This is a genomic window from Gimesia panareensis, assembly GCF_007748155.1.
Classification (GTDB): domain Bacteria; phylum Planctomycetota; class Planctomycetia; order Planctomycetales; family Planctomycetaceae; genus Gimesia; species Gimesia panareensis.
The window spans coordinates 3,353,923-3,380,503 of record NZ_CP037421.1 but is presented as its reverse complement, the minus strand read 5'-3'; the positions used below and the strand labels follow the sequence as shown (position 1 = coordinate 3,380,503).

23 protein-coding genes are annotated in these 26,581 nt (G+C 54.6%); 15 read left to right on the top strand and 8 right to left on the bottom strand.

From position 1 onward, the window contains the following. Positions 1-10 precede the first annotated feature (10 nt). Complete coding sequence (locus Enr10x_RS12700) at positions 11-2,545, bottom strand: DUF4132 domain-containing protein (protein ID WP_145449569.1); 2,535 nt, start codon at positions 2,543-2,545, stop codon at positions 11-13. 67 nt (positions 2,546-2,612) lie between these two features. Further along, positions 2,613-3,011, bottom strand: a complete 399-nt coding sequence (locus Enr10x_RS12695; protein ID WP_145449567.1) for a hypothetical protein — start codon at positions 3,009-3,011, stop codon at positions 2,613-2,615. 268 nt (positions 3,012-3,279) lie between these two features. On the opposite strand from Enr10x_RS12695, the gene Enr10x_RS12690 reads away from it, so the two are divergent. The 7 genes from Enr10x_RS12690 to Enr10x_RS12660 all read left to right on the top strand — a co-directional run bounded on the left by Enr10x_RS12690 (position 3,280) and on the right by Enr10x_RS12660 (position 9,890). Beyond that, entirely contained in the window at positions 3,280-3,933 is a 654-nt protein-coding gene (locus Enr10x_RS12690) for a type II secretion system protein GspG (protein ID WP_145449564.1), read from the top strand. 3 nt (positions 3,934-3,936) lie between these two features. Further along, positions 3,937-4,320, top strand: coding sequence for a hypothetical protein (locus Enr10x_RS12685; RefSeq protein WP_145449562.1), 384 nt, complete (start codon positions 3,937-3,939; stop codon positions 4,318-4,320). 372 nt (positions 4,321-4,692) lie between these two features. Beyond that, positions 4,693-6,177: an IS21 family transposase gene (istA, locus tag Enr10x_RS12680; protein ID WP_145447831.1), complete on the top strand. Its 1,485-nt coding sequence runs from the start codon at positions 4,693-4,695 to the stop codon at positions 6,175-6,177. Between the two features lie 2 nt (positions 6,178-6,179). Further along, positions 6,180-6,974 (top strand): IS21-like element helper ATPase IstB, encoded by a 795-nt coding sequence (gene istB, locus Enr10x_RS12675; protein ID WP_145447830.1) that lies wholly within the window; start codon positions 6,180-6,182, stop codon positions 6,972-6,974. A gap of 233 nt (positions 6,975-7,207) precedes the next feature. Continuing rightward, the gene (locus Enr10x_RS12670) at positions 7,208-7,477 is read left to right on the top strand and encodes a hypothetical protein (protein ID WP_145449559.1); all 270 of its coding nucleotides are present in this window, start codon (positions 7,208-7,210) and stop codon (positions 7,475-7,477) included. Between the two features lie 23 nt (positions 7,478-7,500). Continuing rightward, a complete protein-coding gene (locus Enr10x_RS12665; RefSeq protein WP_145449557.1) occupies positions 7,501-8,871 on the top strand; it encodes a DUF4365 domain-containing protein in 1,371 nt (456 codons plus the stop codon). After that, entirely contained in the window at positions 8,871-9,890 is a 1,020-nt protein-coding gene (locus tag Enr10x_RS12660; protein ID WP_145449554.1) for an argonaute/piwi family protein, read from the top strand. The genes Enr10x_RS12665 and Enr10x_RS12660 overlap by 1 nt, the downstream gene beginning before the upstream one ends. Here the strand turns inward: Enr10x_RS12660 and Enr10x_RS12655 are convergent. Together Enr10x_RS12655 and Enr10x_RS30770 are read right to left on the bottom strand one after the other, a co-directional pair. Then, the gene (locus Enr10x_RS12655) at positions 9,847-10,827 is read right to left on the bottom strand and encodes an IS256 family transposase (RefSeq protein WP_261343248.1); all 981 of its coding nucleotides are present in this window, start codon (positions 10,825-10,827) and stop codon (positions 9,847-9,849) included. The two genes, Enr10x_RS12660 and Enr10x_RS12655, sit on opposite strands and share 44 nt — an antisense overlap. Before the next feature lie 12 nt (positions 10,828-10,839). Continuing rightward, the gene (locus Enr10x_RS30770) at positions 10,840-11,004 is read right to left on the bottom strand and encodes a hypothetical protein (RefSeq protein ID WP_261343247.1); all 165 of its coding nucleotides are present in this window, start codon (positions 11,002-11,004) and stop codon (positions 10,840-10,842) included. Between the two features lie 232 nt (positions 11,005-11,236). Here Enr10x_RS30770 and Enr10x_RS12650 point away from each other — a divergent pair, with 232 nt between their 5' ends. Continuing rightward, positions 11,237-11,704: an argonaute/piwi family protein gene (locus tag Enr10x_RS12650; protein ID WP_145449552.1), complete on the top strand. Its 468-nt coding sequence runs from the start codon at positions 11,237-11,239 to the stop codon at positions 11,702-11,704. Positions 11,705-12,409: 705 nt separating this feature from the next. On the opposite strand, the gene hisD is transcribed toward Enr10x_RS12650, so the two are convergent. Together hisD and Enr10x_RS12640 are read right to left on the bottom strand one after the other, a co-directional pair. Beyond that, positions 12,410-13,786, bottom strand: a complete 1,377-nt coding sequence (hisD, locus tag Enr10x_RS12645) for a histidinol dehydrogenase (RefSeq protein WP_145449549.1) — start codon at positions 13,784-13,786, stop codon at positions 12,410-12,412. Between the two features lie 18 nt (positions 13,787-13,804). Then, positions 13,805-15,046, bottom strand: a complete 1,242-nt coding sequence (locus Enr10x_RS12640; RefSeq protein ID WP_145449547.1) for a serine hydroxymethyltransferase — start codon at positions 15,044-15,046, stop codon at positions 13,805-13,807. Positions 15,047-15,284: 238 nt separating this feature from the next. Here Enr10x_RS12640 and Enr10x_RS12635 point away from each other — a divergent pair, with 238 nt between their 5' ends. From Enr10x_RS12635 to Enr10x_RS12615, 5 genes are all read left to right on the top strand, one after another. Then, positions 15,285-16,553, top strand: coding sequence for a tetratricopeptide repeat protein (locus tag Enr10x_RS12635; protein WP_145449545.1), 1,269 nt, complete (start codon positions 15,285-15,287; stop codon positions 16,551-16,553). Between the two features lie 168 nt (positions 16,554-16,721). Then, the gene (locus Enr10x_RS12630; protein ID WP_145449542.1) at positions 16,722-17,900 is read left to right on the top strand and encodes an enolase C-terminal domain-like protein; all 1,179 of its coding nucleotides are present in this window, start codon (positions 16,722-16,724) and stop codon (positions 17,898-17,900) included. 79 nt (positions 17,901-17,979) lie between these two features. Further along, on the top strand, positions 17,980-19,365 hold the full coding sequence (locus Enr10x_RS12625) for an alkaline ceramidase (protein ID WP_145449539.1): 1,386 nt from the start codon (positions 17,980-17,982) through the stop codon (positions 19,363-19,365). A gap of 48 nt (positions 19,366-19,413) precedes the next feature. After that, a complete protein-coding gene (locus tag Enr10x_RS12620) occupies positions 19,414-20,328 on the top strand; it encodes a dihydrodipicolinate synthase family protein (RefSeq protein ID WP_145449536.1) in 915 nt (304 codons plus the stop codon). A gap of 28 nt (positions 20,329-20,356) precedes the next feature. Next, entirely contained in the window at positions 20,357-21,727 is a 1,371-nt protein-coding gene (locus Enr10x_RS12615; RefSeq protein ID WP_145449533.1) for an MFS transporter, read from the top strand. A 64-nt stretch (positions 21,728-21,791) separates the two neighbouring features. Here Enr10x_RS12615 and Enr10x_RS29930 read toward each other — a convergent pair whose 3' ends face one another. Continuing rightward, positions 21,792-21,959, bottom strand: a complete 168-nt coding sequence (locus tag Enr10x_RS29930) for a hypothetical protein (protein ID WP_197996505.1) — start codon at positions 21,957-21,959, stop codon at positions 21,792-21,794. Between the two features lie 38 nt (positions 21,960-21,997). Next, on the bottom strand, positions 21,998-22,762 hold the full coding sequence (locus Enr10x_RS12610; protein WP_145449529.1) for a PIG-L deacetylase family protein: 765 nt from the start codon (positions 22,760-22,762) through the stop codon (positions 21,998-22,000). 217 nt (positions 22,763-22,979) lie between these two features. On the opposite strand from Enr10x_RS12610, the gene nagB reads away from it, so the two are divergent. Both nagB and Enr10x_RS12600 read left to right on the top strand, forming a co-directional pair. Further along, positions 22,980-24,878 (top strand): glucosamine-6-phosphate deaminase, encoded by a 1,899-nt coding sequence (gene nagB / locus Enr10x_RS12605; RefSeq protein WP_145449526.1) that lies wholly within the window; start codon positions 22,980-22,982, stop codon positions 24,876-24,878. A 260-nt stretch (positions 24,879-25,138) separates the two neighbouring features. Beyond that, positions 25,139-26,509: a TlpA disulfide reductase family protein gene (locus Enr10x_RS12600; RefSeq protein ID WP_145449522.1), complete on the top strand. Its 1,371-nt coding sequence runs from the start codon at positions 25,139-25,141 to the stop codon at positions 26,507-26,509. Positions 26,510-26,581 lie beyond the last annotated feature (72 nt).

The window sequence follows — 26,581 nt, the reverse complement described above, 5'->3', positions numbered from 1 at the left end:
AGGTATAGTTTCAGATCTGGCTGAGGATGGTGGGGTCTTTGATTTTGGTATCCTCGGCCAGCAGGAAGGCTTTACTGAGGATAATCGAGAGCATGTTGTCCCCTTCGAAGGGGAGGAACAGATTGTTCGCTCTTTTGCCGGCCAGGGACTGATTGGGGACGATGCAGAGATAAGCGTCGTTGGGGGACATCAGGATATTGCCGCTGCCCAGGTGGATTTTGTAAGTGTGCAACTTTCCTTCGACCAGCAGGAAATTATCTTTGAAGGAGCACTGACCGGCGATTTTGAGCCGGGGGACGAGCCGCTGCAGAATCTCTTTGCGGGTCTGGGCCGTTTCGGTCAAATCGCCGAACGAGACGCTGTGCCAGTAATCGACGTAATGCCCTTCCGGTCCGCCGTCAGACCAGGTGGGATCGTTGGCGACTGAGGCGACGCCCACAAACAGGTCGACATCGCGCATCAGTTCGCTGAAAACCAGTGGCGGAATCAGTTCCAGGTTGATGGGGGTCTCATTCCCTGCCACTCCCCAGGTGATGGGAGCGGTGCGCTGGTCTTCCAGCAGCGGATAAAAGCGGACCTGGTCGGTACTGAGATAAAGAAAGGTTCCGGTTTCGTTGGTGTCCACTCCATAGTTGTCCCCGACGCCTTCCACCCAGAACTCGCCCCGCAGATTCCATTGGGGGAGCAGCTTCATGGCGGGAAAATAAGAGCCGTCGACCAGCAGCCGCAACTGGTTTTTCCAGCCGCGGGCCCCGCAGAGGGCGTTGAACTGATGCTGTTTGATGATGTGAGCCGCGTAGCGGTTGGAATAAATGCCCGTATTCCGTTCGGCGTCGGTGAGGAGATAGACTTCGCGGTGCGCCTGTTTGAAGGGCTGCTGGACTTCGTGCTGTTCCAGCCAGTCCCGCCAGGCGATGATCTCCTCGGTCGGCTGCTCGATGGGATGCCAGAGCGCGACAGTGGTCGCTTCATTCAGATGCTCAAGCGGGTTGCTGTGACGGTCGACGAGTTGACCATCGAGCCAGATGCCGTCGACGACTTCTTCACCGGTCTGGAAACGCCAGATGATCCTCCGGGCCAGCGTGCCGACCAGGGGATGGTCGAGGTAACGTTCCCGCCAGGTTTCGCAAGGCCAGACTTTCTGTTCCAGGAAGAGGTTGTCGATGCGTTCGCGCTGGGCGGGGAGCATCTTCTGGATGTCTTTCGCGCTGGCTTTGAGTTCCTTCAGTTCCTCGGGGAACTCCTTTTTGACGGCTGCCGGAACCGATTTCTGCTGCTTGCCGTCCGGTTTGAGCCAGACGAGTTGCGTCGTGGTGGTGCCGGTGATGGTGAGCTCTGCAGTGAAGTCGCCCAGGCGCTCTTCGAGTCGGCCGACCTCCGTCAATCCGTAGGCGGGCACGCCCATTTCTTCGATCTCTTCCCGGGGGACCTGCATCCGCTCGGCGGTTTCACTCAGTGCTTTTTCGATGCCCTTCTGGGCGGTGCCGAATTTGACTTTGACTTTCAGGAAGGCGAGCTGGCTGAGGGCGGTTTCGCTGGGGATCTGTCCCAGAGCCCAGACGCAGGCGTTGCCGACTTTGACGGCGTGGGGGCCGATGCCGGGCACTTTTTTATAAGACGAGATCGCCAGGGCTGACAGCGCGCGGGCCAGGCGGGGATCATCGATGAGGCTGCAGCACCAGCAGAGCCCCTTGAGGATATCCTGGTGCAAATTCCTGATCCCCCTCCAGTTTCGGTTTGCGGTCGAACCCTGCTGATCGACCAGGGGGAACCAGACCAGCAGCGATTCGACAAACAATTCCTGCCCGACTGCGTCGAGGAGCGGTTCTACGGTTTTCAGCCATTTACTGGAAGGCTTGCCGGCGGAAGCGGTCTGGCAGTGCGACAGTAATGCCCCCCAGGCATTCTGGAGTGGTTCGGCCATCTGTTGCCCGTCTGCCAGGACCCTGTCCGACCAGGCTTCCCCCGGTTTCAGAGGAAAGCGCACATAATCGGCACTGAGGCTCTGCAGCGTTCTGATGAGCGGGAAGGCTCCTTCTCCAGGTATATTGAGCAGGGTTTCCGCCAGGCCGGACAGCGATTTTTTCAACTGAGCATCAGGCTGCTCTTCTGACTTTTCCAGATAGCCTTTGACACGTTTGACAAAGGTGTAAATGTGTGGGTGGCTCCACTGGTCGAGGGCTCTGGTGCGGGCACAGCTGTCTGCCAGCCAGGCGTATTCGGGCATGGTAAATGGCAGGTTACGCTTCAGTAGCCGGGCCGCGACGTGGACGGGAGCTTTGGAAAAAGCAGGTCTCGGATTCGGCAGCGATTCATACAGTGTGCTGAACCACTCGGGCCAGTCTGTGGAATTCCGATCCTCATACTTCAGATACCGCAGGCCGAAGGCCAGAAAGACGAAGTCCCGCTGGATGGCTTTCTTCTCTGAAAAGATGTCTTCCACGGAGGGGAGGCTGGCTATTTCCGAGAAGTCGCAGACATCCTTGTCTTTGGTAGCGATCAGTAACTGCCGGTAGAGTTCGTCAGCGCGGGCAGAGTATTCCATGGGAGTGCAGGTCTTTTCTGGATTGTGGGGGGCGTCGGGTGGACGGTCTGTTGAAAACGGCTGCGGATCAGCCGCCGACCAGCAGGGTCAGTTTCAGAAAGGTGATGTTGGTCTGCGGCGACAGCGTGATTTCTTCGTCGAGTGATTCGGACTGGTGGTCGTTGACGAGGATCAGCACCTGGTTCCGTTCGAACGCTTCGACGACTTTATCGAACTGCTCGTGCCAGTCGAGCTCGCGGCGTTGTTTCAGTTTGAAGCCGTTGAGTGTTGCTTCGGTATCGGTGGGTTGGACCAGTCCGCGGAAATGCTCAGGACGTCTGGCGTTGAAGTCTTTGACTTCCTGGTAGACCCGGCTGCGGATCAGTTCGCGGACGGTAATGGTTTCCGTGAGAAACTCCAGGGTCAGCTCCCCGGTGATTTTCCCGTTCATGCTTTCATCGCGGATGGTCAAAGTGGTGGCTGACATGAGAGTTCCCTGTCGAATTGAATGCACTGCCCTTCTCCGACGCCTCTGCAGGAAACGCAGAATTGCGCCATTTGTTCCTCTGTGCGATTGTATCCCGGTTGTGTGTCGGGTGCCAGTCCGGATGGGCCGGGGCTGGTTGCTATCGTAATGTCAGTCTGGATATCAGATTCAGATTGACAGCGGGGGTTCAGGCGATACTTTAGGGGTAGCTGCAGGGGGCCGTGGGCGTGTGGCTGTCTCTTAATTCCCTTCACCTGAAACTCTTTCCATGATCCGACGACTGTTCCGCCATTTGCTGATTGCCCTGCTCTGTGGTGCCGTGTTCTTTGTGATTTATAATCTCGCAGCCTGGTATAACCTGCGGGGAGAGCGAGGTGTTTCCAGCAATCAATCGTTTACTTTTTATATGATGATTACGGTCAAAGGATTTGTTGAAGACTATCGCAAGGAGCATGGTTCTCTGCCCCAGGATTTGACGGACCTGCCTGAGGCGGATCAGATTTATTGCACCCCCGATGGGAAGCCTGCTGACGGGTGGGAGCATCCGCTGCAGTACCGTCATGAGGGGGAGACATACGAGTTATTTTCCTACGGTCGGGACGGTCAGCCGGGGGGGATCGGCGTCGATGCTGACCACTATTGGGATCCCCAAAACCGTAAGCAGCCACTGGCGACCTTCCGCCAGTATTTTCTGGAGAGCGAATCTGCCGGATTGGAGAGTAAGCACTTTTTCTGGAGTGGGTTTCTGGGGAGCTGCTTTGTGGCCCTGTATGTGATGCTGATGCTGCACAGCCTGGCGGCGCTGGATGGGAAGCAGGTCTGGAAGCCGAAGCATTATGCCTGGTTTGTCCTGGTTGTGATTGTGACTTCCTCCGCGGTGGGACTGGTGCTGCTTCCGTTGCATATTCCCACAGGACACTGACGCATGCGGTTTCTGTATTTACGCGATCCCCTGTTTCAGACGGCCCTGGTGCTGTATGGGGTGAACCGGCTGCTGATCAAGCCGCTGGTGACGGGCGGATTCTTTCACAATCATTTTAATGACCTGCTTTGCGTGCCGCTGTTTGTGCCGATCGTGGTGTTTGTCGCGCATCTCTGCCGGGCCCGTCCGCACGATGGTCCTCCCGAGCCGTATGAGATTCTGCTGCCGCTGCTGGTCTGGTCGATCCAGTTTGAGTTGCTCTATCCCCAGCTGTCGTTCTGGTCGCGGTATGTGGTCGGGGATCCCCAGGATATTCTCTGGTACTGCGTGGGGGCAGCCGTCAGTTCGCTCTGGTGGCACGTGCACTATCGGCGTCAGCCGGCCTGAGGTGGTGGGTTTCCCCCTGTTTTTCCCGGTACGTTCAGTCGAAAAACAGTCGTGTTGATCCGAATATTGTTGACGAGTGAATAATATCTGGCATAATGTTTAGTTGTGCGGGCCTGCTTGTGTTTGATCGTGTGAGTGATTAGTACACGATCAACTACCAGCGACGCATGTTTAACACCCTTAGAAGGCACTCCGGTTCGTTTTCGAGCCGGAGTGTGTAAACAGCGGCCAGAAAACGTAGCGCCTGTCGGGTAGTGGCAAATCGGTATAAAAACGTAGCGCCCAGATGACCACCTGTTGGTTTTGGGTCAGACTCTCAGTATATGAGTCAGTTCTGATCCGGAAACAGCGGGGGCAAGGGTGATTACAGATATGGAGTTATGGGGTGAGATCCGTCGGCGTGTTCTGACCGGAGAAATCAGTCAACGTGCTGCTCGTGACGAGTACGGTATTCACTGGGACACGCTGCAAAAAATACTGACCTACTCGGAGCCGCCGGGATACCGGCTGACTAAGCCCCGGCCTTCCAAGCTGGAGCCGTTTCTGCCGATCATTCATGAGATTCTGCAGAACGACCGCAGCGTGCATCGCAAACAGCGCCATACGGGGAAGCGCATCTTCGAACGTCTGCGGGACGAACACGGGTATTCCGGTGGAATCACGATCGTCCGGGAAGCCATCCGTGACTGGAAAGCCCAGTCCCGCGAGGTTTTCCTGCCGCTCCGCCATCCCCCGGGCGAAGCCCAGGTGGACTTCGGCTTTGCCGATGTCTGGCTGGACGGAACACTGACCAAAGTCGCCCTGTTTGTGATGACGTTACCTTATTCGGACGCGATTTTTATCCAGGCCTTTCCCCGGGAATGTACGGAAGCCTTTCTGGAAGGACACAAGCGGGCCTTTGAATTTCTGGGCGGTGTACCGCAGCGGATCAGCTATGACAACTCGAAAATCGCAGTAGCCAGTCTGGTAGGGAACCGTGAGCGAAAAGTAACGACCGAGTTCCTGCGTCTGAAAAGCCACTTTCTGTTTGACGATCATTTCTGTCTGGTACGACGACCGAATGAGAAAGGCCATGTCGAGCGGTTGCTGGACTATGCCCGCAGCAACTTCCTGGTCCCCGTTCCCCGGGTTGCTTCCCTGGAGACTCTGAACGAGCAGTTAGTGCAATGCTGCCGGAACGATCTGCAGCGTCAGTTGCGGGGACAGGCTTCCCCCAAACAGAGCCTGCTGGCGGAAGAACAACGGGAATTCCTGCGGCCCCTGCCACAGCAGACGTTCGAAGCCTGCCGACTGGGACAGGCACACGCCGACTCCCTGTCGCTGGTCCGCTTTGATACCAACAGTTACTCGGTTCCCACAAAATACGCGCATCGTCAGATCACTATCGTGGCCACCATCACCGAAGTGCGGCTGTTGTTTGAAGAGACGTTAATCGCCCGGCACCAGCGGGACTGGGGACGGGAACAGACCCGTTTTAACCCGATTCATTACCTGAGTTTACTGGAACGGAAGCCGGGAGGCTTTGATCATGCCCGCCCCCTGGAAGACTGGGATCTGCCGGTCTGTCTGGGCATTCTCCGCCGTCGGCTGGAAGCCGAACTGCAGTCAGACGGCACGCGGGAGTTCATCAAGGTGCTGCGCCTGCTGGAACACCATCCGTTATCCGCACTGAAGCGTGCGGTGGAATACGCGCTGGACATTGATGCGACCCGCGCTTCTGCCATTCGCCTGATTCTGGAATACCAGCAGGAGTCACCGCTGACTCTGTTCAGCCTGGAAGGCCGTCCCCACCTGAAGCTGGTACAGGTGGCACAGACGGATGTTTCTGCTTACCAGTCCCTGTTAATCGGAGGTTAAACGTGACCAGAAAACAAACCAAAAGCCTGGTGCTGCTGCAGCACCATCTCAAGAACCTGAGGCTGCCCACCATCCTCAGAGAATGCGAAAAGATCGCCGCCCGTTGTGCCACTGACAATGTCGACCATCTGGGATTCCTGTTACAGTTATGTGAACTGGAACTGATTGAACGGGAACGCCGGGCCGCGGAACGACGTCTGAAGGCCGCGAAGTTCCCGACGTATAAGACCCTGGAAACGTTCGATTTTCAGGTCCAGCCCGGCCTCAACAAACTGCTGGTCAGCGAACTGATGCGGGGTGAGTTTATCGAGCAGCGGGAGAATATCCTGCTGGTGGGCAATTCCGGCACCGGCAAGACGCACCTGGCAGTCGCCCTGGGGATTGCCGCCTGCGGCCAGGGAAAGCGGGTCCGCTTTTACCAGGTCACAGAACTGATTACCCAGTTAATGGAAGCCCGCGAACAGCGGGAGTTAACCCGCCTGAAAAAGCAGCTCGCGAAACTCGATCTGCTGATTCTGGATGAACTGGGATATGTCCCCGCAAGTAAACTCGGCTCCGAGTTGCTGTTCGACGTGATCAGCACGGCTTACGAACGTTTCAGCCTGATCGTAACGACCAATCTCCCCTTTGAAAACTGGACCGAGGTCCTGGGCAGCGAACGGCTGACGGGGGCCACACTCGACCGGCTCACCCATCGTTGCCATATCCTGGAAACCACTGGTGAAAGTTACCGGTTACAGGACGCCAAACGGCGGCACACAAAAAGCTCAAGCAAGCAACCGCGACTGACGAAATAACAAAAGACCACGCATTCGTCCCCAAACAGCCACATCAGGACGAATCCTGCACAGACAGCGCTACGGTTTTCAACCGGCACGCGCTACGTTTTCTGACCGTTGTTTACAGGAGTGTTCTTTTTGATGAGGCAGGCAGGATATGACAGACTTACTCTTGAGCGACGACTGGAGGATATTTAGTGATGTCCTTTATTTTGAGGTGTTTGGAAGTGACGTAAAAGAATAAGCGCATTTTGTTAGTTATAGATTGGATTGATATGTCAAATAGAAATTATTTGGAAATCACGCCCCAGCCTGGTATGTGGTATGTAAGCAATTTGGGAAATCTCACTCAAGACGCTAAAACGATAACAATTGGAATTGGGGCCTTGCCTGGAAAACGTTTATCGGATTGTATTGTTGGTGGTCCATTTGACACTGAAGAAATTGCAAAGCTTTGGTGTAATGAGCACCCAGAGCATGGTCTTGGTGCCAATGTATGGCAGCAAAAAAATAACTCTTAGGTCGAACTTCATGGAGAAAACCTTTGGCGAAGGGGAAAAAAATTGGTCATGCAGACATGCGAGGAGATAGCGGAATTGCTCTCATCCATCGGATTGTGAACCAGATGGGGTTTGTTTGGAATGCTTTACATCTCGAAGCCGGGATTGATGGATTGATTGAAGTTAGGGATTCGATAACAGAGGAGGTTTCTAATTGTATTGTTCAAGTACAAAGCAAGGCTGGCGAGAGCTATTTTAAGTCTGAAACAGAGACAACATTCGAATTTATTTGTAAAGAGCGTGATCTTGATTATTGGTTACAAGGGAATTCACCAGTAGTTTTGATTGTTTCTAGACCAACTAATGATGAAGCATATTGGGTTTCTATCAAAGACTATTTCCAAGATCCAAAACTACGTAAGTCTCGAAGAATCGTTTTTGAAAAGACACGAGATCGCTTTGAAGTAGGGACTCGCGATCGACTCGCAGCGCTGGCGCTTCCTGTGGATAGCGGCCTTTATCTACCTGCAATTCCTCAAGAAGAAGTCTTGTTTTCAAACTTAATTCCACTTTCTAATTATCCGAAAAGGCTTTTCCGTGCTACAACAAGGTTGAGGTATCCTAATCAAGTATGGGAGCAATTCGAGAAGAGTAAACAACAAGGCCAACCAGAATGGTTTCTTCATGAGAAGTATATCTATTCTTTCCATGACCTTACATTTCCTCCTTGGACTCGAGTTTGCATTTCTGGAACTACGAAAAACTTATCGACGGATGACTGGGCATACTCTCATGAACGCAAAAAAAAACATGTATTTGTACGTTTACTTTTGGCATGTTTAAAAGAATTGTTGTTCCGGCAGGGAATTCGCTACCAAAAGCTTAAGGAACACTATTTTTTTCGTGCAACCGAAGATTTAGGAGAACGAAAAGTGGGCGGTTTGTCTGTCTTCAAATCTTATGAAAGCAAACAAACCGCGGATCGTATCGCATATTTTCGACATCGTGCAGCAAAACTGAAATGGGTACATTTTGGTGATGACTGGTATCTTGAGATTACACCATCCTATCACTTCACGAGGGATGGATGGAAACTGTCACGTTATTTTGAAGAACGTCTGAGAGGTATAAAGCAGCTTGAAAGACAAAATAAAACACATTTAAGGCAAGTTCGTTTATGGGAAGAGATTTTGACCCAGAAATATATTGTACCAAATAGAATGAAATTACATCAAAAATCATTTTTTGAGGATGATTCCGATTCTGAACCGGAAATAGAACCATATGATTTGATCTCTTTTAGTGAGATCTTAAACTTTACTGTCGATAAAAATGTTCCAGAAAAGGTATGGCTGTCTTCACGCTTCAATGATGAGTATGAAAGAAAAGATGTTCAACTGGAGTTATTCGATTGATGCAAATTACAACTCTAGAAGAGCCTTATCTACTATTTGGTACTGGTAAACACGTCGACATTCGATATGGTTTACGGAATTTTTGCCCACTTGATTTTGATTGTGAGTCTGCTCCTAAGAAAATTCGATTAGGTGTAGTAGGTGATTCAAAATCTATAGAAGAGTTGAAGGACTGGTTAGAAAAGTGTCGTGGAGAAATTGAAGCAAAAAAAAGCCATCAAAGAAATTTGTTTCCAAACTGGCCAGGATTCAATACTGAATCTGTATTTTTTTCTGAACTTCAATTTGACTCATCACTAGAACGTCAGATTTCTTCCTCAGATATAAAAACGATTTCATCACTAGCTGTTCGAGATGAACAAATAATTCGAGCAGTTGATTTGATTGTAGCAGAGGTCCAACTATTACTCGAAAAGAAACCTGATGTGATTGCATGTGCAATACCTCAGGAATTGTTAGAAGCATTAAATCCTGGAGATCAGTCGAATAATCTAGATGATGATGAAGATATTGAGAAAGATAAAAAAGCTACATTAGATTTCCATCATCTCTTGAAGGCTAAATGTATGACATTGCCAAGGGCATGTCCGATCCAATTAGTGCTGCCTGCTACATATAACTCAAAATATAAGCGAAGAGGACGTTCGCGGAAAGATATACGTCCTCTTCAGGATGAAGCAACACGAGCATGGAATTTTCACACAGCCCTTTATTACAAGGCTGGTGGAATTCCATGGAAACTTCAGGAAGATTCTACAAAACTCCAAACTTGTTTTGTTGGAGTGGGCTTTTACAAAACTCTTGATCAGGAACGCATATTAACAAGTGTTGCACAAGTATTTAATGAACGTGGAAATGGAGTTGTCGTTCGAGGTGAACAAGCCATATATGAAAAAGAAGATAGACAAATACATTTAGAGATAAAGCAACAAACATTCTGTAAATTTCCGGGGCCTTCGGTCTCTGTGATCAGCATTAAATTGTCAGGTATCTCATGCCGGTTTCCCAGTCGTCGCTGAGTTCCACCAGGACCGCGGTCACCAGCCTCAGCAACGACTCCTCATTGGGAAACAGTCCCGCTACGCGGGTACGCCGTTTTAATTCCTTATTCTGCCGTTCCAGCATGTTTGTGGTTCGCATCCGCTTGCGATGACCGGCAGGGATGGTGAATACGGTCAGTCCTTCCGGGATGTTTTCTTCCGCCCAACTCGCCAGTTTCGGAGCTGTTTTTTCATGAGTGGAAACGAACCGTTTCAGTTCATTCAGCGCATCATCCAGGTCTCTGGCATTAAAGATATTGCGTAATTCTTCGCTCACCTGTTTGCGCAAATGAACCTTGGGAACGTATTGCATCGCGTTTTGCATCAAATGGAACTGGCAACGCTGCCAGGGCGTTCCAGCAAGCATGTTCTGTCGTGCCGCTTTCAGGCCTTCGTGTGCATCACTGACGATCAGCTTCACGCCATGCAGGCCGCGCTGGTTGAGTGAACCCAGGAATTCACGCCAATGGACTTCGGCTTCGGAGAGCGACACAGACACTCCGAGCACGCTCCGGTGACCGCTGGCCAGGACGCCGATCGCAATCAGCACGGCACAGTCCCGCACGCTGCCCTCCACGCGAACTTTTTCATAGCGGGCGTCGAGGATCAGGTATTCCACCTGCCCCAGCGGTCGATTACGCCACGTTTCCAGCTCTTCGTCGAGCAGTTTCGCTGCCCGACTGACCTGTGTACTGGTGACATCAAAGCCACAGAGTTCGGTGGTGATTTTGGCGACCTTACGGGTAGAGACGCCTTGAACATACATTTCAGCGATTGCCAGCTTCAGTGCGCGTTCACTCCGTTCGCCGCGTTCCAGTGCAGAGGGATAAAAGTCGCCGTCGCGTGTCTGGGGCACCTGCAGTTCCAGCTTTCCGAAGGCGACTTTGAAATGATTTCGGCTTGAAACCGTTGGCATAAGAACGGCGCGTTACGCTGCGTTGATACGGTTCGGCACCGAGGTATTCGGGAACGTTCCAGCTTCATCCGCTTCGTTGAACAGGATCTGGAGTGCTTGCGACATTTCATCGAATCCATGATCGGCCAGGAGCTGGACAGCGTCGAGAATGTTGTTAGATTGTTGTTGGTGGGCCATGGTTGGAGTTCCTTTTCTGTTGTGGAAAACATTAAAAAGAAACCGATCTGGCCCACCCTTTCAAGGGCTCGCCGGAGTGGTGCTTGTTATTTTCGCTACGCTCAAATAACAAGCACCACTCCGCCACACAGATAATTTACAGAAGAGATGTTACAGTAACCATTTAGATCGTAACGGGGCAAATGCTTTACTAAACAGAGCGTTAAAACAATATCGTAGCGAACATAAGACTATGCCAGCCCGTGTTGTTGTGCATAAATCCTCATCACACAATGACAAGGAAATAGAGGGCTTTAGTAATGCTGCCGAGGAGAATAATATCGAGTATTGTGAACTAGTATCGCTCCGATCGTCTTTTATTCGACTCTTTAGGAATGGTGAATATCCCCCACTTCGGGGAACATTTCTTTCTTTGGATGAACGGACCAATATTTTATATACTCGTGGTAGTGTAGAATTTTACGGGACATATCCTGGGATGTATATGCCAAGGACGCTTAGAATCGATTGTGATTTGGTTGAACAGACTCCACGGTATCTAGCAGAGGAGATTCTTTCTCTCACAAAAATGAACTGGAATGACACTCAATTTGATGGTGGTTTGCCAATTACTATAAGAGCTGCACGACAGGTTGGTGATATTCTAAAATATTTAGGAGCTAGCTCTCCTGTTCCTGCTCAATATAGTTTTTATATGTAAAAACTGAAATCAATATTTTTTATTATTAAGTGTCTAAACCAGTTCACACTATTCACCTCCCCTTCCCCGAGCCGATCTGTATGATTTTCTGGTTCGTGTTGGTGCGAACCGGGGCTGATGCCCTGCGATTGATGTGAGATGCCTGGTGGTTGTCTGGCTGGGCATGTGTGCTTCATGGAGGTTGCAACACTGTCTGTTTTCTGCTCGCTAAGCTCCGCCTGGATTGCATTCGGGGCTGCCCGGTCTTTATGGATGGGGGAATTGTTTCTGGTGTTTTGCCTGTTACTGGCGACTAGCGCCTTGCCGCTCATGTTTTGTTTTGATTGTCTTTTCTCTTCTGGCGGGCAACTACGCAGGGGTGCCGCTACGAATTTTTTATGCGTGGGAGTCAAGACAAAATTTTGTCCCAATGTGTCCCGATTTTGTCCTGGTTTGTCCCGGATTTTGTCCCAATGTGGCCAGATTCTGTCCTGCTGTGCCCGGGGAACATGGGGAACCGGTGCTGCAGGGTCAGGTGGAGACTTGGTGAAAATCGACGGCGATTCAGGTGCTGCTGCGACACCGGTGCGTCAGATGCAGTGCACGCGAACATGCCTCGCGCGCGAGCCAGATGGGGAACAACATACGATTCGGGATCTGTGGATCAAGTCCAGTTTGTGCAGTGCGCAGCAGAGAACAGGGGGCAGATCTGCAGGTGAAAACGCTTCAGTCCTCGAGGCGGATCGTCACGCTGGCGGCGTGGGCGGTGAGGCCTTCCTTGTCGGCCAGCAGCGTGATGCCGGGGGCGTCTCCCTTCAGACCCTCCTGGTTGTAGTAGATCACCGAGGAGCGTTTGAGGAAGTCGATCGAACACAGGCCGTTGGCGAAGCGGGCGGTGCCTCCGGTGGGGAGCACGTGCGAGGGGCCGGCGTAGTAGTCACCGGTGGCGACGGGGGTGTAGTGCCCCATGAAGATGGCGCCGGCGTTCTGAATTTTGGCGAGCTGCTGATCGGGGTCGGCTGTCGAGATGTGCAGGTGCTCGGGGGCCAGCAGGTCGGTGTAGCGGGCGGCTTCGTCTTCGTCGCGGGCGAGGATCAGGGCGCCGTAGTCGAGCAGACTCTGGCGTGCCAGGTCGCCGCGGGGGAGTTCGTTGAGCTGGTTGATGAGCGCGGTGCGGACGGCTTCGATCAGCGGTGCATGCCAGGTGATGAGGACGCCGGATCCGGGGCTGTGCTCGGCCTGCGAGATGAGATCGCTGGCGACAAACTCGGGGTTGGCGGTTTCGTCGGCGAGGACGATGACTTCACTGGGGCCGGCGATGCTGTCGATATCGACTTCGCCGAAGACGTGACGCTTGGCGAGGGCCACGAACAGGTTGCCGGGGCCGACGATTTTGTCGACGCGTTCAATGCCTTCCACGCCGTACGCGAGGGCCGCGACTGCCTGGGCGCCGCCGACCCGGTAGATTTCGGTGATGCCCAGTTCCTGGCAGGCGGCGAGGATGTCGGTGTTGTAGCCCCCGAAATCGGTGGGGGGGACGACGACGACGATCTCTTTCACGCCTGCGGTCTGCGCGGGGACCGCGGTCATCAGCAGGGTCGAGGGATACGCGGCTGCGCCTCCGGGAATGCAGACCCCCACCCGTTTGAGGGGGAGGTAACGCTGGCGGAGTTCGACGCGGGACTCCCCTGCCTCGCGGAGGACTTTGACGTCGTCCGGCAGCAGAGCCGACTGGAACTCGATGATGTTCTCACGAATGCGACGCAGCGTGGCGAGGTACTCGGGGTCGGCCTGGGCGTGGGCCTCCTGGAGTTCCTCAGGCGAGACACGCATGGTCTCGGGGGTGAGCTGCTTGCGATCGAGCTTTTCCGAATAATCGAGGAGTGCGTCGAGGCCTTTGTCGCGGACATCGTTACAGATCCGTTCGACGACCTCCTGCGGAGAGAGCGGTGCGCCGAACAGTTCGATGGTGCGTTGACGGCCGGCTTCCGAGACGACGTTGCCGCGGGGGCTGAGCTTCTCGCGGAGTTCGCTGAAGAGCGCGGTGGCATCGTCGCGGGTGCAGTCGATGGTCGTGATATCAAGATCGCTGTGCTGTGTCATGAGTCGGAATTCTGCCTGTTACGCGATGCCGGGCACGGGGAAGCTCTGAGCGAAGTCTTCGATTTCCCCTTTGACGGCACTGATGGTCGCTTCGTCTTCGGGGGCACCGAGGACTTTGAGAATCCAGGCACCGACTTTTTTCATCTCGTCTTCTTTCATGCCGCGGGTGGTGAGGGCGGCCGTTCCGATGCGGATCCCGCTGGGGTCGAGCGGCTTGCGCTGATCGTAGGGGATCATGTTTTTGTTGACGGTGATGCCGGCCTTGTCGAGGGCTTCTTCCGCGATTTTGCCGGAGAGGCCGATGGCGGTGACGTCGCAGAGCATCAGGTGGTTGTCGGTTCCGCCCGAAGCCAGTTTGATGCCCCCGGCCAGCAGGGTTTCAGCGAGGGCCTTGGCGTTGGCGACGATCTGTTGTGCGTAGGCTTTGAAGTCGTCTGTATTGGCTTCCTTGAAGCAGACGGCTTTACCGGCGATGACGTGTTCCAGCGGTCCGCCCTGGATGCCCGGGAAGACTTCGCGGTTGAGGTCTTTGGCGTACTTCTTCTTCATGAGGACGAAGCCGGACCGGGGACCACGCAGGGTTTTGTGAGTGGTGGAGGTGACGAAGTCGGCGACTTCGACGGGGTTGTTATGCACGCCCCCGGCGACGAGGCCGGCGTAGTGGGCCATGTCGACCATCAGGACCGCACCGACTTCCGCGGCGATTTCCGCGAACTTGGGGTGATCGATTTCGCGAGGGTAAGCGGAAGCCCCGGCGATGATCATTTTGGGTTTGTGTTCGCGAGCGAGTTTGGCGACCTGGTCGTAGTCGATCTGGTGATTGTCTTCCCGCACGCCGTAGGGGACGGGGTTGTAGAGGGTGCCGGAGAAGTTGAGCTTCATGCCGTGCGTGAGGTGACCGCCGTGGGCGAGGTCCATCGCCAGGAAGGTGTCGCCCGGTTTGAGGACGGTGAAGTAGACGGACATGTTGGCCTGGGAACCGGAGTGCGGCTGGACGTTGGCGTATTCGGCTCCGAAGAGGCTGCAGGCCCGATCGCGAGCAAGGTCTTCGATGATGTCGACGTTTTCGCAACCGCCGTAGTAGCGGCGTCCGGGGAGGCCTTCAGCGTATTTGTTCGTGAGGATCGAGCCGGCCGCTTCCATGATGGCGGCGCTGGTGTAATTTTCAGAGGCGATGAGCTCCAGACCGTCTTTCTGACGTTTGGCTTCAGCCTGAATCAGGTTCCAGATTTCGGGGTCACACGACTCGAGCACGGACATTCCAATCAACTCCCTTGGATGTATTGTCAAAAAACGGGGTACAAACGGTACCCTCAGCAGGAAAAGACTTATTTTGCTCCCTTATAATGAAGGATTGCTCTGAAAGCTACCCAACGGATTCGCGTATCAGTATCCTCAAGGAAAGTTTACCACTCAGGGGTATCTTATTTTTGAGACACTGATCTGATAACCCCCTTTTTTCTCGATATTTTCGAATAAATCCAGTATTACTGAGACTATGGCTGAGACAGAAGAAGAACAGACAGATCAACTGCTGCAGGGGTCGCCGGCGCTGCAGGGAGAGCGTGTGGTTTTCACCGGTACGCTTGCTTCGATGACACACCACAAGGCTTGGGAGTTCGTGGAGCAGCATGGCGGCCAGGCAGCCCAGCATGTGAGCCGGCAGACGACGCTGCTGGTGGTGGGCGAAGAGGGCTGGCCGCTGGAAGAAGACGGTTCGCCTTCGGTCAATCTGAGCCAGGCCCAGGAGCTGATTCAGGAAGGGACGCCGATTCGGATCATTAAAGAATCGGACTGGCTGGCGCTGATCGAGCTCCGCGATCCCGGCGTGAATCTGGATCAGCTTTACACGCCCGCGATGCTGACGCAGATGCTGAAGATCCCGGTGGGGACGATTCGGAGATGGGAGCGCCAGGGACTGATTAAGCCGGTACGGAAGATATTCCGACTGCCCTACTTTTCTTTTCAGGAAGTGGCGAGCGTCCGACGGTTGTCGCAGCTGCTGGAATCGGGCGTGCATCCGCGGGAACTGGAAAGCAGCCTGCAACACCTGGGGAAATTCTTCAACGAGATCGACGCCCCGCTCTCGCAGCTGACATTGTTGTCGCAGGACGCACAGCTGCTGCTGAAAGATGAGCGGGGTCTGATCGATCCGAAACAGGGGCAGCGGGTGTTCGACTTCGGTACAGAAGAGATCGAGATGCCCGAGCTGGCGGGCGAGGAAGAGTTCGAGGGGACGATCGAATTCACCGAGCATCTGAAGGCGCCGGAAGTGAAAGACCGGAGCGCGGAAGAATGGTTCCAGGAAGGCTGCCAGTATCTGGACGCGGGAGAAGCGAAGCCCGCGATCGAGGCATTCCGGCTCTCGCTGCTGGGCGCACCCGATGTGCCGGAAACGCATCTGCATCTGGCCGAGGCACTATATCTGAAGGGAAATACGGAGGGGGCGCTCGAGCGATATTACGCGGCGGTGGAATGGGATCACGATTACATCGAAGCGTGGACGCAGCTGGGTTGCCTGCATAACGAACTGGGGGATCCGGAGGCGGCGCTGCAGGCGTTTGAGATCGCTTTGCAGGTGCACCCCGATTATCCGGATGCGCATCTGCATACCGCGGAAGTGCTGCACCAGTTGAACCGCGTGGAAGAGGCAGTGCCCCACTGGAAGATTTACCTCGAATTCGACGAGATGGGCCCCTGGGCGGATATGGCCCGGCAGCGGCTGGAAGAATTCGAAGACGACGATGAGGAACTGACGTTCCCCTGATGCGACCGGGTTTTTAAAACGACAGCAGAGTTGGACTTGTCGCGGCTGCGCCGATCGGGAAAATCCGGGCTGGTTCGGGAGCCCTCTGGCTTGCTTCCCGGTGGCCGGCAGAGTATGTTGTTATTTTGACGCCAAAATAAAACTTCTGCAGATGGGAAACCGAACCGGATGAAAATTGAACGCATCGAAACACTGGTGTGTCACGCCCGAATGAGAAACTGGGTGTTTGTGAAAGTGATCACCGATCAGCCTGGTCTGTTCGGCTGGGGTGAAGCGACGCTGGAATGGCACACGCGCGGGATCCTGGGGACGATCGAGGATCTGTCGCAGCTGCTGATCGGCGAAGACCCGCGGCGGGTGGAATATCTGTGGCAGATGATGTGGCGGCAGCACTTCTGGCACGGGAGCGGTGTCACGCGTTCGACAGCGATTGCGGGTATCGATCTGGCGCTGTGGGACATTGTGGGAAAGATTCATGGCGTGCCCTGTCATCAGTTGTGGGGCGGTCCGGTGCGGGATTATATCCGGCTGTATTGTCATCTGGGCGGCGGCAACATGGAGTCGTTCTACCAGACCTCGACCGACAATGCGGCGCAGTTCGCGGAGCTGGCCCAGAAAGCGGTAGCGGACGGGTTTACGGCGTTCAAGTCGATGGCAGTTCCCCCGACGATGCCGATCGAGGGTTTGAAGCCGGTCAAAGCCGCGGAAGAATGCGTCGCGGCGATGCGGGAAGCCGTAGGCGACGATATTGATATCATGGTGGACTGCCATGCCCGCCCTTCTCCGGCGATGGGACTGCAGTTCGCCCAGGCGCTGGATCCTTATGGACTCTACTTCTTTGAAGAGCCGTGCTGGCCGGAATCGATTGAGAGCCTGGCGCGGATCAACGCGGCGGTGACGACGCCGATCGCGACGGGAGAGCGGCTGACGCACCTGGCGGCGTTCCGGGATCTGTTCGAGAAACGGGGCTGTGAGATCTGCCAGATGGACCTGACGCACTGCGGCGGATTTACCGAAGCGCGGCGGGTCGCAGCGCTGGCAGACGCGCATCGAATCTCTCTGGCGCCGCATAATCCACAGGGGCCGGTGAGTACGGCGGCATCGCTGGAGTTCGGTTTTTCACAGCCGAGTTACATCATCTGTGAGTCGGTGCACGAGGATGTGCCCTGGCGTCAGGATGTGGTCGAGGAAGGGTTTGAAATCGATCTCGCGACGCGGACGGTGACGCCGAATACGAAGCCGGGCCTGGGCATTTCGATCAACGAGGATGAGGTGAAGAAGCATCCGTTCGAACAGGAGACAGTGCAGCGGGTGTTCTACCAGGATGGGGCAGTCGGTGACTGGTAAGCCGAATCCGGTTAGACGGACGGGGAAGCGAAACTGACGAACAAAACTGGCAGCGCTCAATCGGAAAGTGGAGACGAAGATGAGTGAACGAGCTTTAGCAGCGGGCACGGAGGCGTTCTTTCGGGGACGGATCGGAGTGGCGACGGTGGACATCACGCCGCCGGTGGGGATCTATGCCCGCAACTGGGGGGCTGCGAAACACGATGTCGCCGACTGGATCCATCGCAAATTGACACTCAATGCGCTGGTGCTCTGCGAGACCGATTCCCAGCAGCCGGTGGTGTTTCTGGACGGGGACCTGGGCTGGTGGCGTTCGCTGCCGACGTTTTACCGGTTTCAGTCGCGACTGCTGGAGAAACTGAAGCTGGATGAGACGTCGCTGATTTTCGGAGTCACGCACACGCATGCTTCACCCCCGCTGACAGATCCGGACCCCGATCTGCCGGCGAGTGAATCGCTGGCGGAGTTTCTGGAGCAGGTGTTCGAAGCGTCGGTCAAAGTCACGCTGCAGGCGATGAAAAACGCGACCGAGGCGGTGGTGGAATGGAAGACCGGGCGCTGCGAACTGGCGGGAATGCGGGATCTGCCCGACCCGGATGGTGAGCGGTTAATCTGCGGCTGGAATCCGAACGAGCCGGCCGACGATACGCTGGTGGTGGGGCGGATCAGCGATCTGGAAGGCACGCTGCAGGCGGTGATTGTAAATTACGCCTGTCATCCCACGACGCTGGCCTGGGAGAATACGTCGATCTCACCTGATTATCCAGGGGCGATGCGGGAGACGATTCTCAAGACACTGGGGGTCCCTGCCCTGTTCATGCAGGGAACTTCGGGCGAGCTTGCCCCGCGGTATCAATACGTGGGTGATCCCGCGGTGGCGGATCGACACGGGCGACAGTTGGCGTATGCCACGCTGGCGACGCTGGAGAATATGGAACCGCCGGGCACCTGCCTGGAGTACCAGGGAGTGATGGAATCCGGCGCACCGCTGGCGGTGTGGAAGCACAAGATGGTGACTCCCGTGAGTCTGTTGAAGCGGAAGAAAGTTACCGTGACGCTGCCCATCAAAGACTGGCCGACCGCGGAGGAACTGGAACAGCAGCGGCAGGCCTGCACGGATCGGGCGCTGGAAGAACGTCTGCGACGGCGGCGGAATATCCGGCGCGGGATCGGTGACGGGAGCACGCTGGAGCTGCCGATCTGGGTGTGGCGGATGGGGGATACGATCCTGGTGGGGAGTCCGACCGAGGCGTATTCGATTCTACAGCGCACGCTGCGAGAGCGGTTCCCCGAGCGGACGATTGTCTGTCTGAATCTGATCAACGGGACGACCGGTTACCTGACGCCGGAAGAGCTGTACGACTTGGATCTGTACCAGGTGTGGCAGACGCCGTTTGCGCGGGGCAGTCTGGAAAAGCTGATTGCAGGGATGACCGAGGCAATTCAGGAGATCATTCAGGATTGAGATGCCTGAAGATAAGAAACGAACATTCGAAGCAGAAAGAACACATCCATGACCGGGCTGATTCGAGGGGTACTGCCGGTATTGCATACGCCGCTCCAGGCGGACGAGACGATTGACCGGGACGCGCTGGCGCGGGAGATCGACTGGTGTTTTGAGATCGGAGCCGACGGCGTGTGCGGTGCGATGGTCTCGGAAGTACTCCGTCTGACGTATGCGGAGCGGCTGGAGCTGACACGGTTGATGTCTGAGATGACAGACGGACGTGGCGTGGTGATTGCCAGCGTGGGAGCGGAGAGTACGCGTCAGGCCCTGGTTTATGCGCGGCAGGCCGAAGAGGAAGGCTGTGATGCGGTGATGGCGATCCCTCCGGTGACGACCGCGATTCCGGAAGCGGCGCTGTGGGAGTATTTCTCGACGATTGCGCGGGAGTGTGCCCTGCCTTTGATTGTGCAGGATGCGTCGTCTTATGTAGGGAACGCGATTTCGATCGACTTTTATCACCGGTTGCTGGATGAGTTCGGGGCGGAAAAAATCCGGTTCAAGCCGGAAGCGTCTCCGATCGGTCCGAACCTGTCGGCGCTGCGGGATGCGACCGAGGGGCGGGCGTTGATCTATGACGGCTCGGGCGGGATTCTGCTGGTGGACGCGTACCGGCGGGGAATCACGGGGACGATGCCGGGCGTGGATCTGCTGGACGGGATCATCTCTCTGTGGAATGCGTTGCGGGCCGGCGATGAGAGCGCGATTTACCGAATCTCATTTCCGATCTGTGCACTGGTGGCGCTGCAGTTACAGGCGGGGCTGGATGGGTTTCTGGCGATCGAGAAATATCTGCTGGTGAAGCGCGGGATCTTTACGTCGGAGCAGCGCTGCACGCCGCATGCGTGGGCTCTGGATGAGGAAACACGGGCGGAAGTGGATCGGCTGTTCGATCTGCTGATGCAGGCTTTAGCAGAAGCGTAAGACACACCAGCCGAGAGGGACGAACTCTGTGACTGATCAGGACGAGCTGAAACTCAATTCCTATGAGCCTCCAACACATGCCCGCTACCTGGTGCTGACGCTGTTATGCCTGGTGGCGGCGGTCGCTTATATCAGCCGGAATGCGATCTCGGTGCCGGCGAAACTGATTCAGGAAGAACTGAATATCACCCAGACGCAGATGGGCTGGGTGATGAGCGCCTTTTTCTGGAGCTATGCGTTGTCGCAGATCCCGAGTGGCTGGCTGGCGCATGTGTGGGGGACGCGACGTTCGCTGACCGCGTTTGCCATCCTGTGGTCGATTGCTACGGCGCTGACCGGCATGGTGACCGGGTTCTGGATGCTGATTGGTGTCCGGCTGATCTTCGGGATTTCACAGGCGGGAATCTTTCCCTGTTGTGCAAGTACGATTTCCAAGTGGCTGCCCCATGCGCGGCGGGGACTGGCCAGTGGACTATTGGGAAGTTTCATGTCGATCGGGAGTGCCTTCGGTGCCTTCAGCATTGGTGTGCTGCTGGCGGGGATTCATACAGCTGACATTAACATTCCGGGACTCTCCTGGCGGACGATCATGTATCTGTGCGCGGTGCCGGGGATTGTGTGGGTGATTGTATTTTATTACTGGTTCCGGGACCGGCCTGAGGAGCATCGCGGTGTGAACTCGGCGGAGTTGGAAATTATTCGCGGTGACGAGGTCAAAGAACCAGCGGAACAGTCTCAGGTTCAAGAAGCGGAAGTGCATGCCGAGTCGACTCCCTGGGAGCAGATCCTGACCAGTTTTTCGATGTGGATGATTTGCGGTCAGCAGTTTTTCCGGGCTGCGGGTAATATTTTTTACATGACCTGGTTTCCCGTTTATCTGCAGAAGGCGCGGAATATCAGTGTGGCTTCTTCCGGGATCTGGACCAGTCTACCCCTGTTAACGTTTGTCGTCGGTAATTTTCTGGGAGGGGTTGTCGTGGACTGGGTCTTACAGCGAACGGGCAGCCGCCGTTGGAGCCGACAGGGAGTTGCGATTGTGGCGATGCTGGGCTGCGGGTTGTGTACGCTGTGTGCTTATTTCGTGCAGGAGATGAAGCTGGCGATGACGCTGATTTCGGTCAGCATGTTTTTTGCCGGGCTGGGCGGTGCCTGTGGTTATACGGTGACGATCGACAAAGGGGGCCAGCATGTGGCACCCATCTTCGGAATGATGAATATGATGGGCAACCTCGGAGCTGCCCTGCTCCCGGTGATTGTGGGGGTGATGTTCGATGCGGGCCTGTATGGAATGGTGCTGATTCTGATGGCAGGGATTTATGCGAGTGCGGCGCTGTGCTGGATGCTGCTCAACCCGAACGGGACCGTGTTTGAAGAAAAAAGTGGCGCGCAGCAGGCGTAAAAAAACTCTGACCGGAGGGGAGCCGATCAGAGAGTTGAGGATGGCATGAGGTGCAATCTGAAAATCAGTTCTGCAGGCTCCAGTAGATGACGTAGGCACCGACGATGATCGTGTAACAGAAGGTAAACACGAGCATCTTGGTGAGGAAACGGCCTGCTTTGGCGTCTTCCGCAGCCATGGTTTCGATTTCTGTCTCAGTGTAAGGCAGCTGTTCGGGAGCGGGTTCGTTCATCTGGTCAGCTTTACTTCTAAAGTATTGAGTGAGGATTATTATTTCTCAAGCAGTTCCTGCAGCAGGTTGCTGTGAGGGTAAGGATGTCCGCAGTGTTGGACGAAGGCTTCTCCGTAGTCGACGCCGATCTGTTTGCCGCGGGAAGCGGACCAGCGTTCGGTTCCATCCAGATATTCGTCCAGGCCGTGCTGTTTTCTTAACCAGGCCCGTTGACTTTCATGACAGGCCAGCATTTTAATTTTCAGATCAAAGGTTTCGGTAATATCGATGATAAACTGAGGTTCGATTGGATTACCAAAATAATCGCAACCCTCGATCGGATCAACATAATACAGGTGAGGAATTTTTTCCGTAGGGGGTGCGGGCTGGTATTCGTGCGTGGTGTAGTTGGGGGCGGAAGCACCAAAACAGGCATCGCGGACCAGGCGGCTGGTCATTTCGTGATCGCTCATGTAGTCGACCGGGGGAGCCGTTAAGACGATATCGGGTCGGGCTTTGCGTACCGCCTCGGTGACCCGTCTGCGGGATTCGTTATCGACGATAATCGCGAGGTCCCGGAATTCGAGGCACATGTACTCTGCCCCGAGCATGTCGGCTGCTTTCTGGGCTTCGGCGCGACGGACGTTGGCAATTTCGACCGGTCCCATTTCGGCACTGCCACAATCGCCGGCGGTCATTGTGGCAATGGTAATATGGCATCCCAGTTTTTTCAGTCGGGCCAAGGTGCCTGCGCACTGGATTTCGACATCATCGGGATGGGCGTGAATCGCAAGAATTCGCAGAGATTCTGCCTGGTTTACCATGAAAATTTCTTTCTCTCTCGATTTAGGTCTAACAATTGGTAGTGAGCTTTTCGTGCAGATAGTTATAATAAAGATTGATTAAAAAAGCACGTATACCGGGCTAGTGTTCGTGTGACTACATTTTTTTGAGTCGATTTGACTGCAGCACGCTAATTCCCTGTGACGCAGTCGGCGGCTTGCATCTGGAGTTCTTTTCTTAACGGATCAAAATTGTCTGATGGCCATTGATATCTCACGCTCTGCACGCATTACACCGAAATCCAAATTTGTCAGGCATACGAAAGTCCCCACGCAGATTTTCGAGACCTCATCTGATCTGGCGAAGTTCGTGGCCTCTGTGGTTGCGGATCTGATTCGTAAGAAGAATGAACAGAACATCCCGGCTGTGCTCGGACTGCCGACGGGGTCCACGCCGCTGGGTGTGTACCGCGAGCTGATTCGGATGCATAACGAGGAAGGCCTGGACTTCTCGAATGTGATCACGTTTAACCTGGATGAATACTGGCCCATGGATCCGGATTCGATCCACAGCTATCACAAGTTCATGCATGAGAATTTTTTCGATCATGTGAATGTGAAGCCGGAAAATATACACATTCCCCGCGGAGATATCGCAGCGGAAGATGTGGATATCTTCTGTGAAGAGTATGAACGGCTGATTGAGAGCTACGGTGGTCTGGATCTGCAGTTACTGGGGATTGGCCGCTCGGGACATATCGGGTTCAACGAGCCCGGGAGCGCGAGAAACAGTCTGACGCGGCTGGTCAACCTGGATCCGATTACCCGTCGCGATGCCGCCAGCGGCTTTTTCGGTGAAGATAACGTGCCTCATCATGCGATTACGATGGGCGTGGGGAGTATTCTCTCAGCGAAAAAGATTATCATCATGGCGCTGGGTGAGCACAAAGCACAAGTGGTCAAGCGGGCTGCTGAGATGGAAGTGACCGATGAAGTTTCCGCCAGCTTCCTGCAGACGCATGCGAATTCCCTGTTTGCGGTCGACAGTGCTGCGGCTGCTGAACTGACCGCGGTTAAAACACCCTGGATTGTGGGGAACATTGAATGGACACCGCAACTTGAGAAAAAAGCGGTCATCTGGCTCTCCAGTGAAGTGGGCAAACCGCTGTTGAAACTGGAAACCGATGATTTTCTGCACAATCACCTGCACCAGTTGATCCAGAAATACGGTTCCGTGGCACAGATTCGTCAGCGGGTGTTTGATGGGCTGCTGGAAGGGATCTGCACGCGTCCTGCGGGAACCGATCCGCAGCGGGTGATCGTCTTCAGTCCGCATCCGGATGATGACGTGATTTCAATGGGGGGAACGCTGATCACCCTGGCTGACCAGGGGCATGAAGTTTACATCGCTTATATGACCAGCGGCAATATAGCTGTGTTCGACCACGATGCGTTGCGGCATCTCGATTTCGTGCACGAGTTTCATAAACTGTTCCACGCTGATGACACAGCAGTGCTGGCACATATTGAGGCACTGAAAGAGAATATTGCCAACAAGAACGCCGGGGATCTGGATGATGCTGAGATGCTGGGCATCAAGGGACTGATCCGGAAGACAGAGGCGACGGCAGGTGCCCAGGCGGCAGGTGTTCCCGAGGAACGTCTGCGGTTTCTGGACTTGCCCTTCTACAACACGGGACAGGTCTCGAAGAAGCCGATCGGCGAAGATGATATCGCGATCGTGGCGGATCTGTTACGCGAGGTGAAACCACACCAGATTTACGTCGCCGGCGATCTTTCCGATCCGCATGGGACGCACCGCGTCTGTGCCGAGGCTGTTATCAATGCGGTGAATGTGGTGGAATCTGAGGAGATCACTCCCGAGTTCTGGATGTACCGCGGTGCCTGGGAAGAGTATGAGCCACATGAAATCGAACGGGCCGTTCCCCTGAGCCCTGAAGTTGTGCTGCGGAAGCGGGAAGCGATCTTCAAGCATGAGTCACAGAAGGACAGTGCGTTTTACCCCGGGAGCGACAAACGGGAGTTCTGGGTGCGGGCTGAGGATCGAACCCGTAACACAGCAACGATTTACAATCAGCTCGGCTTGCCGGAATATTTCGCGATTGAGGCGTTTAAGCAGTATCACGGCGAGCTGTGAGGCGGTCTGCGGGTTTGAGAGAGTTTTCCCACTGCGGAAGGAACTGGTTTGCAGGGGGAAAACCTTTCTGAAAACGAGTGGCAGATTGTAATTTTTTCCAGCTTCGTCTTGCCTTCGAAGTGGATTTTGTCGTAAAACTCGTCCCATTCAGTGTTTTGAATTTAGATTATGCTGAGGGAACGGCTCGATTCTGAATCAGAAATGCCCTGCCTCGGTTCGACAGATACTACCGACTCTCAAAGGAAGGAGAGCCCCAGATCATGAGGCATCGACACGGTATCATGATGATAGCAGCGGGCCTGTTATCGTTGACTCAATTTGGTTGTGGTGGTGGAGACTCGCCGGCTCCTCAGACTGCAGATAATAAACTGGACGGGAAGCTGGAAAGTGCTCCAGCAGGTGCGAAGCCGCTCCAGAAAACACCGAACGCCAAGATCACGCAGGTTTCTCAGACAGGACCAACACTCAAGCCAAACGCGAATGCGATTCAGACGGCAAGTCTGGAACGCGATAAGCTGGATATGGATGATCTGGACGGTGACGAAGCTTCCATAGCTGATGATGAAGTCAAGATCTCCGAACTGAAGGAAGGCTCTGCAGAATGGAACGTACGCGAGATTACCCGTCTGCGTGTGCTCGCTCTGCCCAAAACCGACAATGTCGAAGAGCTGAAACTGGCCCGTGCCGAACGCAATAAAAAGATCATTCAGCTGGCGATGGAAGCCGTCAAACAGACTCATGCCGACAAGGAAAAACAGCGGTTGTTTACGGTCTGTATCCGGCACCTGCTGGACGCCCATCTGCAGCTGGCACTGCAAGGCGATCAGGAAAGCATCGATGCTTTATACGATCATTCCGAATCGCTGTATAAACGCGATCCCAATTCCGCCGCAGCTGCGGATGCCGGCTTCACCGTGGCGAAGTTTGCCAATACGAGTGCCCAGCGGTTTGCGCAGCAGGATCCGCGGTGGATTGAAGAATTCGTCAAGCAGGCACGTCTGTTTGCGACACGATTTCCCCAGGAAAATATTCGTGCTCCCCAACTGCTGCAGGCGGCTGCCGAGACCTGTCAACTGTATGGCATGAATCAGAAGGCACTGGTCTGTTGCCTCGATCTGGAGACGAAATTTCCGAAAAGCAGTGAGACTGCCCAGGTCGCTGGTCTGTCGCGTCGTCTGAAGCTGAAAGGGCAACCAATGCAGCTGGCCGGGGAAACGATCGAAGGTGGATACGTTTCCATTGATGATTACAAAGGGAGCGTGGTGCTGGTTGTATTCTGGGCCACCACTGCAAAACCATTCATCGAACAGTTGCCTGAGATTCAGACTCTCTCTAAGAAATATCGCAAATACGGTTTTGAAATCGTGGGAGTGAATCTGGATCTGGAAGAGCCTGCCATCGATGCGTTCCAGGAAAAGACGCCGCTCGACTGGCGTCAGATCTTCTACTCTTCCCGTGAGAAACGGGGCTGGAACAACCCGGCAGCATTGCACTACGGCGTACGCAGTGTGCCGATGATGATGCTCGTGGATCATACGGGAATCACAGAAGTGATCACTTCCGATGCCAAAAAACTGGAAGAACCGCTGCGGTCGCTGCTCAGAAAGAAAACGCAGGCCAATGCCAAATAAGCGTGACTTCAGGTCCCATTAATGAAATCAAACTCCGAAGGTTTACATAAGCCTTCGGAGTTTTTTTGTGTC

What these genes read in the sequence shown, in the direction of transcription:
- Enr10x_RS12700 (WP_145449569.1), bottom strand. Translation starts at nt 2,545, where the DNA reads ATGGAATACTCTGCCCGCGCTGACGAACTCTACCGGCAGTTACTGATC.
- Enr10x_RS12695 (WP_145449567.1), bottom strand. Translation starts at nt 3,011, where the DNA reads ATGTCAGCCACCACTTTGACCATCCGCGATGAAAGCATGAACGGGAAA.
- Enr10x_RS12690 (WP_145449564.1), top strand. Translation starts at nt 3,280, where the DNA reads ATGATCCGACGACTGTTCCGCCATTTGCTGATTGCCCTGCTCTGTGGT.
- Enr10x_RS12685 (WP_145449562.1), top strand. Translation starts at nt 3,937, where the DNA reads ATGCGGTTTCTGTATTTACGCGATCCCCTGTTTCAGACGGCCCTGGTG.
- istA (WP_145447831.1), top strand. Translation starts at nt 4,693, where the DNA reads ATGGAGTTATGGGGTGAGATCCGTCGGCGTGTTCTGACCGGAGAAATC.
- Enr10x_RS12660 (WP_145449554.1), top strand. Translation starts at nt 8,871, where the DNA reads ATGCAAATTACAACTCTAGAAGAGCCTTATCTACTATTTGGTACTGGT.
- Enr10x_RS12655 (WP_261343248.1), bottom strand. Translation starts at nt 10,827, where the DNA reads ATGCCAACGGTTTCAAGCCGAAATCATTTCAAAGTCGCCTTCGGAAAG.
- Enr10x_RS30770 (WP_261343247.1), bottom strand. Translation starts at nt 11,004, where the DNA reads ATGGCCCACCAACAACAATCTAACAACATTCTCGACGCTGTCCAGCTC.
- Enr10x_RS12650 (WP_145449552.1), top strand. Translation starts at nt 11,237, where the DNA reads ATGCCAGCCCGTGTTGTTGTGCATAAATCCTCATCACACAATGACAAG.
- hisD (WP_145449549.1), bottom strand. Translation starts at nt 13,786, where the DNA reads ATGACACAGCACAGCGATCTTGATATCACGACCATCGACTGCACCCGC.
- Enr10x_RS12640 (WP_145449547.1), bottom strand. Translation starts at nt 15,046, where the DNA reads ATGTCCGTGCTCGAGTCGTGTGACCCCGAAATCTGGAACCTGATTCAG.
- Enr10x_RS12635 (WP_145449545.1), top strand. Translation starts at nt 15,285, where the DNA reads ATGGCTGAGACAGAAGAAGAACAGACAGATCAACTGCTGCAGGGGTCG.
- Enr10x_RS12630 (WP_145449542.1), top strand. Translation starts at nt 16,722, where the DNA reads ATGAAAATTGAACGCATCGAAACACTGGTGTGTCACGCCCGAATGAGA.
- Enr10x_RS12625 (WP_145449539.1), top strand. Translation starts at nt 17,980, where the DNA reads ATGAGTGAACGAGCTTTAGCAGCGGGCACGGAGGCGTTCTTTCGGGGA.
- Enr10x_RS12620 (WP_145449536.1), top strand. Translation starts at nt 19,414, where the DNA reads ATGACCGGGCTGATTCGAGGGGTACTGCCGGTATTGCATACGCCGCTC.
- Enr10x_RS29930 (WP_197996505.1), bottom strand. Translation starts at nt 21,959, where the DNA reads ATGAACGAACCCGCTCCCGAACAGCTGCCTTACACTGAGACAGAAATC.
- Enr10x_RS12610 (WP_145449529.1), bottom strand. Translation starts at nt 22,762, where the DNA reads ATGGTAAACCAGGCAGAATCTCTGCGAATTCTTGCGATTCACGCCCAT.
- nagB (WP_145449526.1), top strand. Translation starts at nt 22,980, where the DNA reads ATGGCCATTGATATCTCACGCTCTGCACGCATTACACCGAAATCCAAA.
- Enr10x_RS12600 (WP_145449522.1), top strand. Translation starts at nt 25,139, where the DNA reads ATGAGGCATCGACACGGTATCATGATGATAGCAGCGGGCCTGTTATCG.